Raw genomic sequence first — 13907 nt, 5'->3', positions numbered from 1 at the left:
TTAGTAATCAGCTGAAGATTTTCTACAATAATTATTTTACTCTTTTAAGGATAATTTGCAAATACCTTAAAGACTATTTTTTCTTTACTTCTGTAATTATCAAAGCTACTCCTCCACTGGCTTTTAGGTCAAATGAAAGCACTGCTCCGCCTTTAACTACTTGGTCTTTTACAGCAACCTTAGTACGGGTTTGAACTGAATCATCATCCTGAAAAGATTTCACCATGTATTTCTTTCCTTTCTCTAAAAAAGTAGTTGGAATGGTAATTTTTCGCGCCTCATTATTTGTAATCGCTCCCGCAAACCATTCTTTACCGCTTCTGCGGGCTACTGTAACATATTCGCCTACTTCACCGTTCAATACTTTAGTTTCGTCCCAAACCGCTTTTACTTTATCAAAAAACTCAATTTCAGCTTCCCCCTGATAAGCCGAAGGCTGATCGTACCAGTACAAAAACTGAATCGGGCTATAATAAACCACTGACAAAGCTAATTGATGCGCATGCGTATTTTGAATTCTATTATTGTAATAAGCAATGGTATAATCGGCTGGTCCTGCCAAGAATCGGGTAAAAGGCAATATAGTATTATGATCAGCATCTGGCATTTCTTCGTTACCGCGAATTCCTTCCTGAGTCATTAAATTAGGATAAGTACGACTGAAACCTGTTGGACGGTATTCGTCATGAATATCTACCATTAAACCATAATCGGCACATTTTTTTACCGCTTCATGCATCCAGGTTGTCCAACGCTGATTTCCAACCTGTACAAAGCCAAATTTTATCCCTTTAAGTCCCCATTTTTTATACAAAGGCAGGATAGTATCCAATTGTTGAATCAAGGCACGTTGGTTTACATAAACCCAAACTCCAATACCTCTAGAAGCAGCATAAGCAATCAATTCGGGCATATTAAAATCTTTAGTTTCAGAAACCGTGGTAGCATCAGAACTCATTTTCATTTCAGGTCCATACCAACTGGCATCCAAATGAATGTATTGCAAACCTCTTTCGGCAGCAAAATCAACACATTTTTTAGCATCAGCCTGAGTTAATTTGGCCACACGAATCACCTTTCCAGGTTTAATCCAGGATGAATCCTTAATTTGATTTTCAGGATTTAAATTCAGAATTATTGAATTATTAACCATCAAATCGGTAGCTTTTTCAGCAGCCATAATTACGCGCCAAGGAGTAGAATAAGCCGGAATTACATCTACACTGCCGTAAAGTGTTGCCTGTAACGTATTTGGTTTTGACGCATTGAGGCTAAATTTCATTCGGGCATAATCAGTCAATTGAGCCTCGGCAATTGCCACCGTCAAACCATTAGTCAGTTTCATTGTCAACGGACGCTCGCTCTGTCCTTTCCAATCTTTGAGTGGCAATAAAGAGTAAGGTCCCTGTGCCCAAGGCTCATAATAAGCCAAAGTTGCTTCGGGCATGGCAAACTGAGTTTGTTCTCCCACTATATGCAAAAACAAACCATTAGTTGGTTCCGGAAAATCATAACGAACGGCAATGCCTTCGTTGTAAGCACGAACCACCACATTCATAAAATAGCTTTTGTTCTTATCATAACCATCTGATGAAACTTGTTTTGGATTTTCCCCTTTTCGAAACAACAAAGTCATCTCGTTGTAATTATCACGAATTGTTGCATTTTCACCATAAACGGGCTTCCAAGTCTTATCTGATGAATGTCTTTGAACATCAGTGAATTTCAAATTCTCTCCCCATACTTTGCAGGTATCATTTGGTACTCCAAGAGCCGATTCGAAAGTCTGGTTTTCAATCAAAACTCCTAATTCTGATTCTAAAACTACCGTTTTCCCTTTATAGGAAAGTGTATAATACATTTGTTTCTCAGTACTCTTTATTTCTTTTTGATAAAAAGTAAATTCATAAGCCCCATCAGGTGACTTTAATTTTTGAACTGTTTCATTTAAAACTGACTGCGCCTGAACCATCATACAACAAAGCAACAGACAGAAGAGATAAAATTTATTGGTTTTCATTTTATATAAATTATTAATTATCAAAAATTAATTGGTGTTTAAATCCAAACTATCGTTCAATATAAAAACTGCGTTCCACTGGCGTAGCCGATTGTGATTTTACTACAATTCCATATTGCCAGGCTACAACTGTAACTTTCACAGGAAATTTAGCTCGCGGCGGAATTTTAGTAAAATGTAATTCATTGTTCTTAATAAAAGCAGGGCCTTCTTTAACATAGTAATTAACTGTAGATCCGGCAGTTGAATGTGCTTGCAGTTTTATCTTTTTAATTCCTGATTTCACATCCTTTATAGCATCAAAATCTATCCATTGTGGAGTACCTTCCTTATTGATTAAAGGGAAACGCATATTTAATTGCTGTACCGCACTTTTAAATCCCTCATCACTTTTGCTATGGGCTAAAAGCCAAATATCATTTGACCGTTTAGGATTATTGAATCCCATTCTGTAAAAGTTTAACTGAAAGGTAGAATCATTCACTTTCTTTACCGGACCACAAATTCGGTCGATTTCCAATGTTGTTTTCGTAAAATCATTTGCGGGCTTTATTTTCGTAGAATCAGTAAAAAAAGCATTCAGATGAAAACTTATTCCATCTTCCAATGGCTTGAAGTCTAATTTATAGTTGGCATGATCTTTTGAAGGCTTAAGAATTTCTCCGCTTTGTTTAAATCCTATAAATTGCTTTTTCTTTCCTCGTGATCGTGCATAAAAACTTTCGGTGGCTTTTGCCATTTCCTTATCAAAAACCCAGGATGCTGTTTTTCGGTCTCCCTGAAACTTTTCAAAAGAAGCTGCTTGGAATTGAGGCACAGAATCCTTTCGCCATTTATCCATTAACCAGCCTGATTGTGGATTTATCTTTTTAAGCTTAGCTAAATTATCTAAAGGCATCTTCGAAGGAAGTCTTTGTTGTGCCACTTTTTTAATATAATCCGCCACATATTTTACCATCTCATCCGAATAATCAAAATGGCCATGACCCGCATCGGTAAATAAGGTAATGACACTTTCCGGATGCTTGGCTATGTATTTGTATGCCGGTTTTATTCGGTCTTCCCACCATTCATATTCTCCCATGATAAACAAAGCAGGAATTCCATCGATATTGCGATTTCCCCAATCGGGATTAGGCTTGCCGCTACCTGTTAAATTAGATTGCGGTGCATCACCATGAATAGAAACCAAGGATAAAGTTCGTTGCAGATTAAAAGCGGCATAATTCCACGGAAAACTCGCCATTGCCGAATGTCCGATGGGAATAACCGGAGCAAAAGCCAATTCCTTATAGCCCGAAACATCAGCCAATGATTGAAACATACTTTCGATTATTTTGTCCTCATTTTTGGTCTTCTCATAGGTCCAGCTTACTACTGGAGTTACCCAAACCTCAGCAAAACCGATTTCTGCTAAAGTTTTTCTGAAATAAACATGTTCCAGCATGCCTTCTTCAACCATATTGTGCTGCCCAAAGACAATTCCTTTCACTTGCTTACAATTTTCAGGAATCCATAAAAAAGCCTGAGGATGATCATTGGTTTCTGGTGAAATTGTGGTATTCACTTTTATGCTCCATTGCCAAACCTGACTATACCCATTTAATCCTAAAAAGCTTAAGAAAAACAGTATTATGTATTTAAATTTCATTAGCTATTAATTCTTTATTCAATTTCAAAATTGATCACTACCACTTTCCTCTTCCGTTAATTGTTTGAGTTTCACTATTAGAAAGTTCTAGACTAACTGATTTACTATCAATATTTTTAGCATCATCATTTTTAATTACAAGCGTATGATTCAATTCATTTACTAGCACTACATTTTCTGTTTCCATAGGCAGGATGGGCGAACTCATTTCTCCGTGAGCCGGCATTCCAAAACCGAGCATTATTGGTAAAATTGGCATTGTTGCTTGCGAATCTTTCGCATACAATTTTACACGATGATTTTTACCTGCTATAGTAGCAATGGTGTGTACTAAAGATTTAGGGATACCCGGTAGCAATTCTAACTCCACATCAGTCCCAACTGTATTTTCTCTAAGGTACAATAGTGGTCCAAATTGTATGTCACCACTACATTTTTTAACGATGACATTAGAACCTATTAAAAAAGCTCTTTCAGCACCGATGGCTTGACAGCCTTCCAATATTGTTTGATTTTTGGCATCATTAGTCCCTCCGATTTCAAAGCCGGCACGGGTATTTTTAGCGGTACAGTTTCGAAGTGTCACTTTTCCCACCCCACCATAAGTACGGAAACCATCCTCGCAAAGTGCTTTTGTATAGCCCAGATTAATTATAAAACGCCCATCACGGTTTTGATAAACACTTCGGTAATTTAATTTTTCAGCCAGTCCTCCTCGTTCAGCTAACATATCGTTTGTGGAACGCATTTCTCCTTCGGCATAACAATCTTCCAGAAGCACATTATCTGTAACCAGACCCTGAGTCTGAATATAAAAACAGTGTCCAAAAGCACGACTAAAAACTTTGCATCGTCTTAGTGTATTGTTTTTACCGGCAATCATAATACCGCTTTGTTTTTGAAGGTTGGTCAAATTAGGTCCACCTTTACCAAACAAATCACCATAACCGTAAGTCGAACCACTTACATACAACTGAACGTCTTCAAGCAATGTATTATCACCAAAAACAGATAAAATATTACCACTGCTTCCTATATCTTTCGGTCCGGTATTTTTAATAGTTAAGCCCTTTAATGTATTACCATTGCCTTCAATAAAAATACAACGCATATAACCATAGGGCAAAATTTTGTATAATTCGGTATTAATTTCAAAAGTAACTCCTGTAAAATCGAAAGTATTATTATTACCGTTAAAACGCAGAAACCAGCGAGGCGGGCGCTTTTGCTGTTTTGTAGCTGCCGGAAGCGCTGCCAGTAATTTAGCAGTTGTTTCCTTATTTAAATAATCAGCAATTGAATACACGCCCGGTTTCATTTTAACATGTTGCCCGTTTTTTGAAGCCACTTCCATTAAAGCCTCAATCGTTTCTACTTCTTTAATTTTATCTTTTGCTTGTATCGTTGCTACTCCAAAGAATAAAACAACCAGAAGTGATTTAATATTTTTCATTGTCATCCTGTTTTATTTATTTTCAACCCTAAACCAATCAAAATCAGCATAACCGCCCATTCTAACCTTAGGGTCGCTAATTGCAAAAATTCCTATTTTAGCCGAAATCCATAAATCTTTGGTTGCTTTTGCTGCTATTCCAATAGGTGTAAAATCAATTCCGTTTTCACTATAACTAAACTGACAAGCTGCATCTGGAGCGGTGATTTTCATTCGCAATTGTACCTCATTTGATTTCAATGGTTTTTCTTCGATAATTGTTTCAGCAACTCCATTTATGGCATTGGCACATATAATTTGTTGTACCCAATATTTATTATCGTGAAACGCTATTGCCACATAAGTATAAGATTGCCCCATTAAAAGCAATCCTGCCTTTTTACCATTGGTTTCCCATTCGGTTGTTAATTTTACTTTAGTAGTAGCGGTAAAATTTGGTGCCGGTAATTTTTGCAAAAGCAAATTAGGCACGTCCCATAAATTAGGTTCTTCTTTTTGACTGATGGTAAATAACCTCAAGTAATCTGTCCCCGGAATTTGGGCGCTCCATTTAATAGAAGCATTAGCATACCACTGCCATTGTAAACCGTATTTGCTATTATTAAATTCGTCACTTTCAGCAGGATGAACTATAGCTGATTTTAGTTTAGAAAAAGGTTTTTTGTAGCTGGCAACCGGTTCGCCAATGCCATTTCCATCATAATCCTTACCCATAACAGGCCAGCCGTTTTTCCATTCCATAGGCTGCAAGTGCAATACCCTACCGTAAACTCCCTGATCCTGAAAATGTACAAACCAGGAATTATTATCAGGACTTGTTACCCAAGCTCCTTGATGAGGACCATTAATTTTAGTACTTCCTTGTTCTAAAACAATCTTATCTTCATAAGGGCCATAGATATTTTTAGAACGCATAACAACCTGCCATCCTTGCTCAACCCCGCCAGCTGGAGCAAAAATATAATAGTAGCCGTCTTTTTTATACAATTTAGGTCCTTCCATCGTATGGTGCTTATCGTGGGCATCAAATACATTTTGCCCTTCGTCCAATACTTTTGTACCTTCAGTATTCATTTTATTTATAACGAGTACACTGTTTATTCCCGCACGGCTTCCTGCCCAGGCATGAATCAAATAAGTGTTTTCTCCATCCCATAACGGGCAAGGGTCAATAATTCCTTTGCCTTCCATTACCAAAACCGGTTTATCCCATTTACCATAAATATTTTTGGTTTTTACCATATACACCCCAAAATCAGGATCACCCCAGTAAATATAAAATTCGCCTTTATGAAAACGGATTGCAGGTGCCCAAACCCCTTTACTATGCTGTGGGATGTTAAAAACTTCCTCCGGAATTTGTTTTTCCAAAGCAAAATTGATGATTTCCCAATTAACCAAATCAGTAGAATGCAAAATAGGCAAACCAGGAGTACAGTTGAAACTACTGGCCGTCATGTAATAATCATTACCAACTCGAATCACATCCGGATCAGAATAATCAGCATACAAAATAGGATTTGTATAAGTGCCATCACCACGGTCTGACTGCCATACTTGAGAAATATAATTCTGAGAATTTTGTTTTTCATTTCCTGTTTTGCAAGAATATAAACTACAAAATGTAATTGCAATATAGATTACATATCGAATTCTAAAGTTCATTATAGTATTTTCTAAAATTGATCTTATTTAACACTTACCGTCAAAGGATTAGCAATAATTTTTGCTTGCTTACTCAGCATTTCGTCCCATTGGGTAACATCTGAAATTTGTCGGCTTCCTGTCCAGGAAAAACCAGCATAATAAGTCAGTTTAGCTTTAGGATTAGTAACAATTAATAAATTGCTTTGGTCTGGAACTTTAGAATCATTCGCAAAAGCTGAACTTACCACTTCAGGATTTACAACAATACCTTCACCAACAAAAGAATTATCTATAGCTTCCCAATGACGAAACCAACCATTAGCTTTATTAATATTTACCTCGCCTTTTTTATCATGCAAAGTAATTCCTAATGTATAGTTTGGTATCTTTTTATCAGAACGAAGGTTAATCTCAAATTTTGAAAAGTTAGAATTCAAATCCAATGAAATTCTCTTTGTCTCCTGCACACCATAATTACTCCAGGGAGCATAAGTCAATTCAAAAACGGTACGTAAGGGTCCGGTTGCAATAGTTTTATAGGTAATATAATTTTTTGCAACATATAAGCTGCCATTTTCCCAAATCCCAGTTCCTCCGGTTCCACGACTTGCTCCAACATGATAAGGATCATAGCCTTCTCCATGCTCAATATGATAATACCCTGGGCTTACAACATTTTTTTTATACCAGCTATCAATGATGGAATAATCTACTTTTTTTAGCCAAATATCGATACCGCTCGAAAGTGTTCCTCCTTCTTTATTTTCCTCCACTAATTGTTGAGCAGTAGGACCATAAGCTCTAAAAGCGACTTTGTTATTCTCCCAGGCATAATCGTCAATACGTTCAGGAACAAAACGGGAATAAGTTATTGCTTTACTTTCGGGAACTTTAACAGTATCTGAAACAATTGAATAATTTACAACACTATTAGCTTTGATATCAGTTTCGAAAAGTAATTCATCACTTTTTCCATCATTATCATAGTCGATCCATTGGGTTCTTAAATAATCATTAGTTCCCTGAATTTTAACACGAACGTTTTTTTCCGAAGTATTTTTCAATAAATCCAATAATTTCCCGCTCGGAATACTCACAATTTCCTTACGATTGAAATCCAGATTATTTTTTACTTCAACATTAATTCCGTTTAATTTATTTTTTACAGAACAGCCAGAAGTGCATCCAAGAATAAAAAGTCCAGCTATGATGGTACTCGATTTGAAATGTATTTTCATTTTTATTTTATTTAATTTTAAAAGAAACTCCTTCTACATGTTCTCCAACAAAAAATCGAGCCATATCTGAAGTTTTATACCATTTTGGTTTTCCATTCATTTCATCATGAATCAAAACTCCATTTATCATCAGGTTTTCAAAAGTTACATTCTTAATTTTCCTTTGTTCATTATAGCCTGCTATTATTGATAAATTGGCATTTTTACCATTGTATTTTATATTTCTAAAAATCACATTTTCAATACCAAAACCCGGTGCAGTACAATATTTAGTATTATAAAACACTCTCAAATTAAGCAATTGCCCTTCTCTGAAATCCTCTACTCTTATATTCTCAAAGAGTACATTTTTAGCCAGATTATTATCCCCTACATTGATGGCTAGACAACCCTGATAATCAATCTGCATTTCTTTTTGGTCTAAAATATCAATGTTGCTGTATTTCAAATTTTCAAGAACATCCGGTTTTTCACTGTTTCCATGTGTACCAATTAGAATTGGGTGGCCAACATCTGCCCAAAGTGTCGAATTTTGCATTGTAATATTTTTGCATCCTCCTAAAAATCCTTTTCGGGTTCCATATACTGTAGTACAATCATCGGAAGAACGAACAAAAACCCCATCATAAAAAACATTGTTGCTTGCCATTACATTCATACCGTCCCCCCAGCCAAAAAAACTGATGGTTTTAACATTCTTAATTTTGACACCCTCTGATCCACCTGCTAAACACTGCGAAGCGAAAACACCTTCGACATTTATATTTTTAGAATTAGCAATGTGTATTCCTAGTCTAATTTCCTGATCGACTATTCCTCTTCCCAAGATATTTACATTAGAAACACTGTCTAAGGCAATTTGTCTTTTCAACACTGCTCCACCAGCTAAATAAATTGTTTTATTGGAAGCTACTTTTAATTTTTGATTGGGCATTTCATGAATTCCGGGTCCAAAATAAATCACATTTGGATCTTTGTGATTTGGAACGTTTTTTTCAATTGGATTAGCAAATAAATGAAGGTTATGAAATATATCATCATTGATTTCTACCGACAAATTAGCGGGATTTGACAACGAAAAAGTCAAAGTATTTCCATTTATTTTTGACTCTATACCATAAGACAACGGGCGTATTCTGGCTTTGCTAATCACTCCTTTATTTGAAGTTACTGAAACTTCCACAGTTCCTGAAAAATCAAAAGAAGCCATCGAAGCCTTTTGCACCGAATGTCCAGAGCCCACTACCTGATCGACTTTTACACCATACTCAAATAAATCTTTCCATTCTCCGCCCGGTTTTCGCACCTTTACTGAAAAGTCATCATTGTGCATGCTTTTTTCAATGTCCTCAGTCGTTTTATAAACTACTAATTCCTGAGCAGTCATTTTAAAATTTATTATTAAAACAGTTATTATCGCTAAGATTGCTTTCATTTTTTATTTTAATTTTTAATTAATTGAAATCTTAATCGTTTGATAAGACATTGCAGGCAATTTAAAACTCACCGTTTTTTCTTTTTTATTGTAATTGCCTTTGTATATAATTCCTGCAACATCCGTTAAAGTAATATTGTTAATTTTTCCTTCTACAAAAAGCGTTATAACCGATTCCTTTTCAGCTCCAAAATACATCGTTCCATTTTCACTCTTCAATACAGCCGAAGCAATTTCGTTGCCTAAATCAATGCTATACTTTCCATTTGAAATGTTTTTTCCATTACCCAGGAAAAGTGTAAAATCATCTGCTTTTTTACTGATGATACCATAACTTCCCGTTACCGAAAATTGTTTCTCAGTTAGCTTTGCATCAGTATTAGTATTCGAAAAAATAAAATCTTCCTGACCTGATTTATTCGTAACATGAATCCCTACAAACTCATTTTTTCCAAAATAATCTACCGATTGAATATTAGTTTCGTTATTCAAAGCCGGCTCATAAATAGCCACAAATGGTCGGTTCCAGGCTTCTCCATTTTGTCTTACAACCAATGTTGGTATAGGATTCTTAGAAATATCGTCTAGCAATAAGCCATGACCTAAAGCAGTTGATTTTGGAGAAAGAACTGAGAAAACTTCTCTGTCAGCTTGTCCCTGCATCCACAAGTTCATGTTGACTGTTTTATCTTTTAAAGCCAGATTGAATTTCCCTTTAAAATCCTGATTAGTTTCAACCGATTTTTTATCCCACATATAATCGTAAGCCATCAAATCGCCATCACCAAAAGCTAATTTTGAAGTAGGTTTTAAATCTAATTGAGTTCCATTTGTTACTGTCAATTCTAAATTCTGCCCCATATTATGGTAGAAATATTCATTTTTAATATTATTCCCCTTGTTTTGAGTAGAACGGAAAATATCGAGATAATATCCCTCTTCATCGCCATTCTTTACAATTCCCATTACTCTGCGCTGATTACTATTCGTTTCCGGTTCTAAAAAAGAAACATCCGAAAAAGTAATTCCGGGAACAATTCCTGTGTTTAATCCCGTTGCAGGATAAGCTGCATTCACCTCAAAACCATGATTGCTTTTCATCTCAGGGTATTTCGATTTCCCGTTTACAATCACCGTATTATGAGCGGGAAACTGCGTATAATATTCAGCATATTCTATCGAAAAGTAACTGGAACCATGCCCCATTTCTGGAGCCAGAGGTAATCCTTTACCAAATAGTTCCATAGCTATTCCGTTAGAGTGCATATGATTTCCTAATGAACCTATTTGACTAACCATTAATGCCGAATCACCTTCGCCCTGACGTTGTACCAACCAACTATTATGCTCAACATAAAATAACGGATTGGTATAATCAATTAATTTTCCTGCGGTCACATTTTTATCAAATACCAATGCTTTTTCGGCAAAAAGATCCTGGATATTTTTACCTGTAAATTTTCCTTGGTTTGCATCATTGGCATAAATGGTTTTATACATTTTAGTAAAATACGCTTCATCGTCTTTCTTGCCATATTTTTGAGCATTTTCAATGATATAGAGAATTGGCTCGACACGCAATTTATTATAATGTCCGTCACCAAAAGAAACCATGTATTTATTAGGATAAAGATATTGAGTAGTTGATTTTACTGCCTGTTTTAATATTGGCATTTCTTTTAATAAATCGATATCAAAATTGCGGTCATAAAACTCAGCGAAAGAAATAAAATCACTCAAAACATTTAAAGAATACCCCGGGCTTTCATTCCAAATCCCTGTTTTTTTATCATAACCATAATCCATTAATTTATTCATCGACCATTGTCTGGTTGATGTTTGATTCATGATTTGATCCAGATAATATTGAGCTCCTTTTCCGTTTTTATATACCGAATTATTTTCGAGAACTAATGCTATATGGGAAATATGAGCCGCTTCAAGTAAATTCCAATTATTAAAACTTACCCCATTCTTGATGATTAAATCTGCCCATTTTTGCAAAGTTTGAGCATACAAATCCATTCTTTCTGGATGTTGTTTTTCAATATAATGATACAGAAAATCATAACCCTGACTAATTTCATTCAAAATATGCTCCTGAATCACTTCAAAAGAAGTATATCCTACTAAAGTCTGATGATGGCCATGACTCAAATCTATTGGTTCTTTTCGATAATAAATTCCTTCCAAATAGGTATCTAAAACAGAATAAGCCAAATCTCCATAAACTTGTTCACCGGTGTACCAATAAATAAATGCAGCATCTCTGGCAATACTAATTATTTGACGATTAATGTTTTCAACGATTTTACCTGATTTTGAAATTCCTGTCCATTCCCATTGTGTAGGACGATCTCTATGTTGTAAATACAAACCACGAGGATCATCCATATACGGCAGAATATTTTCAATTTTTGGAGTTAAATAATCGGTTGTATGATTGCGGGTTCCCGGATATTTCACTGTTGGAACAGCTGCTTCACCATCTGCATAAGCAAAAGTACCTCCATTAATATAAACCTGATCTGCTTTAGTTTTCCAATACATCTGAAGTCGGGAAACTAACCAGGTTTTATCTTTTTTGTAATGAGCAATATAAGGAGCTAAATTGGTTTTGGTTTTCGTGATAATCGCTGTAGCCCAATCCTCTTTTTGTACCAATTCTTTTACCTTATTCAAAGACATTTCTTTACCAAAAACACGCGGATGCTGTGTACCAATATTTTGAGGCACAGGCAAATTTTGGGATTGCACATTACTTGTTGTAATTAATAGAAAAAGAAATATTAGAATTTTACTTTGCATTATAATTATTTTACATTTTAAAAATTATAGAAAATTTGATTACTAGTTGCCAAAGTGATTTTGGCAACTATATTACGTAATCAAGTCAACCACAAACTAACCAGAATATGTATTAGATAAATCATTTCTAAAAACTGTTCTATATTTTTTGGAAACCTTTTTAATTTAACTTATAAAAACACTTTTTTAAGTTCATTCAATATTACCCAAAATCCTTTTAGTAAAAGATAAATTATAAGTCATACTCTATAAATTATAATTCAAAATGCTTTAAAAGCTTACAAATAAGAATAGATAAGTAAAAAACGCTGGATACAATTGCTATAAATGAATTGTATCCAACGTTTTTATAAGATAAAAACTGTATTATTTAGAATACAATAAAGTTCCAAATCCTAAATCATCATATCCTCCACTATTAGGATCATATTCACCACTTCCTCCTTCTGGATAAACAGCTCCTTTTGCCATTTTTATATAGCGGGCATTAATTCCTTTTCCAACTGTGTAATGGTTGTAAATTCTTTCCCAAACAGGTCTAAGAGCTCCTCTGGCAGCGTCATCAGCGATAACTGTATGAGTTACATTAGCACAATTAGTATAACTTTTAAATGGCACACTTAATCGAGCGGCATTGTATTTAGCAACATATTCAGCTCCTTTTAATATCATGTTGTCATTATAACCATAAATATCTAAACCTTGGGTCTGTCCCATTTGAGCGATAGAACCAAGTAAACCTACTACCATTAAAGTATGTCCCTGATCACGACCACTTTCCTGAATTTGACCTAAATCAATATCGTCATTAGCAGTTTTAGCATGAATATAATTGATTGCTTTTATCAATTGACCATTTCCTACTCCTTTCATCAAATAATTAATAGCGTAAGAATATTTTCCTACATCATCATTCAATACGGCTATTGACATTACAGAAGCCAAATTACATAAATCCCAGTTAGCCCAATAATGTGTACTACAAGCGTTCCAATGAGTATCTAAAAAAGCTTTGTTTACCGGATAAAATACATCCAACATCCATTTTTTAAATTTGGCTAAATCATTAGCATTCCACCCTGAATAATCACGCATAATTTCGGCTGCATTAGCAAACTGATATCCATAAATTCCTGCTCCTAATGCCTTATTAGAATCACCACTAATAGAAGTACAAGTTGCTGCCCAGGCATTCAAAATTTGAATAGATTTATTTGCATAAGCCACATCTCCAGTAATTTTCCAACGAATTGCTGTTAGATAAGCTGCATGAGCATCATTAAAAGCTGTTGAATAATTATCAGGTAGCGGCTCTTCTCTTGATCCACCTCCTCTAATTAATGTTACAACAGGACCTTTCATCACATAAGTAGACGATGCGTGACTGTTAGCAATCATCTTATTATATCCTGAAATCCATGGATCTTCGTTGTTAGCTACTTTGGTTTTCATTCTATCAAAATCAGCTTTTGAATGTAATAATCCCGGATGAGCAAATACTTTATTCGAAGGCACAGTAATATCTTCAATCACCGTTGATTCTTCCACCTTTTTTTCCGGTAGCCCATAGTCGTAAGTGCAGGCAATAAATGACAAAGAACTAATTATTGCGATTGCTATTTTTGTATGTATCATTTTTTTCTTTTTTAGTAGTA

8 protein-coding genes are annotated in these 13907 nt (G+C 35.1%); all 8 read right to left on the bottom strand.

The annotated features are described in order from the left end of the window. Positions 1 to 73: 73 nt before the first annotated feature. The 8 genes from FEM21_RS03850 to FEM21_RS03815 all read right to left on the bottom strand — a co-directional run bounded on the left by FEM21_RS03850 (position 74) and on the right by FEM21_RS03815 (position 13887). Positions 74 to 2020 carry a glycoside hydrolase family 97 protein gene (locus FEM21_RS03850; RefSeq protein WP_035657991.1) on the bottom strand — a complete coding sequence of 649 codons (1947 nt, stop codon included), beginning with the start codon at positions 2018 to 2020 and terminating at the stop codon, positions 74 to 76. A 49-nt stretch (positions 2021 to 2069) separates the two neighbouring features. Further along, positions 2070 to 3671 (bottom strand): hypothetical protein, encoded by a 1602-nt coding sequence (locus FEM21_RS03845; RefSeq protein ID WP_035657989.1) that lies wholly within the window; start codon positions 3669 to 3671, stop codon positions 2070 to 2072. A gap of 37 nt (positions 3672 to 3708) precedes the next feature. Then, positions 3709 to 5124 (bottom strand): hypothetical protein, encoded by a 1416-nt coding sequence (locus FEM21_RS03840; protein WP_152547364.1) that lies wholly within the window; start codon positions 5122 to 5124, stop codon positions 3709 to 3711. Positions 5125 to 5136: 12 nt separating this feature from the next. Continuing rightward, a complete protein-coding gene (locus FEM21_RS03835) occupies positions 5137 to 6789 on the bottom strand; it encodes a glycoside hydrolase family 43 protein (protein ID WP_035657987.1) in 1653 nt (550 codons plus the stop codon). 23 nt (positions 6790 to 6812) lie between these two features. Further along, positions 6813 to 8009, bottom strand: a complete 1197-nt coding sequence (locus tag FEM21_RS03830; protein ID WP_035657985.1) for a DUF4861 family protein — start codon at positions 8007 to 8009, stop codon at positions 6813 to 6815. A gap of 7 nt (positions 8010 to 8016) precedes the next feature. Next, positions 8017 to 9444, bottom strand: coding sequence for a glycosyl hydrolase family 28 protein (locus FEM21_RS03825; protein WP_035657982.1), 1428 nt, complete (start codon positions 9442 to 9444; stop codon positions 8017 to 8019). Between the two features lie 15 nt (positions 9445 to 9459). Continuing rightward, a complete protein-coding gene (locus FEM21_RS03820; protein WP_051627469.1) occupies positions 9460 to 12252 on the bottom strand; it encodes a heparinase II/III family protein in 2793 nt (930 codons plus the stop codon). Between the two features lie 366 nt (positions 12253 to 12618). Then, on the bottom strand, positions 12619 to 13887 hold the full coding sequence (locus FEM21_RS03815) for an alginate lyase family protein (RefSeq protein ID WP_035657980.1): 1269 nt from the start codon (positions 13885 to 13887) through the stop codon (positions 12619 to 12621). Between the last annotated feature and the right edge of the window lie 20 nt (positions 13888 to 13907).

Origin of the sequence: Flavobacterium seoulense (genome assembly GCF_000695795.1) — a bacterium.
Taxonomy (GTDB): domain Bacteria; phylum Bacteroidota; class Bacteroidia; order Flavobacteriales; family Flavobacteriaceae; genus Flavobacterium; species Flavobacterium seoulense.
Note: the sequence above shows the minus strand (reverse complement) of the source record. Positions and strands in the feature narration are given on the sequence as shown.

Coding starts and splice junctions, on each gene's coding strand:
- FEM21_RS03850 (WP_035657991.1), bottom strand. CDS start 2,020: ATGAAAACCAATAAATTTTATCTCTTCTGTCTGTTGCTTTGTTGTATG.
- FEM21_RS03845 (WP_035657989.1), bottom strand. CDS start 3,671: ATGAAATTTAAATACATAATACTGTTTTTCTTAAGCTTTTTAGGATTA.
- FEM21_RS03840 (WP_152547364.1), bottom strand. CDS start 5,124: ATGAAAAATATTAAATCACTTCTGGTTGTTTTATTCTTTGGAGTAGCA.
- FEM21_RS03835 (WP_035657987.1), bottom strand. CDS start 6,789: ATGAACTTTAGAATTCGATATGTAATCTATATTGCAATTACATTTTGT.
- FEM21_RS03830 (WP_035657985.1), bottom strand. CDS start 8,009: ATGAAAATACATTTCAAATCGAGTACCATCATAGCTGGACTTTTTATT.
- FEM21_RS03825 (WP_035657982.1), bottom strand. CDS start 9,444: ATGAAAGCAATCTTAGCGATAATAACTGTTTTAATAATAAATTTTAAA.
- FEM21_RS03820 (WP_051627469.1), bottom strand. CDS start 12,252: ATGCAAAGTAAAATTCTAATATTTCTTTTTCTATTAATTACAACAAGT.
- FEM21_RS03815 (WP_035657980.1), bottom strand. CDS start 13,887: ATGATACATACAAAAATAGCAATCGCAATAATTAGTTCTTTGTCATTT.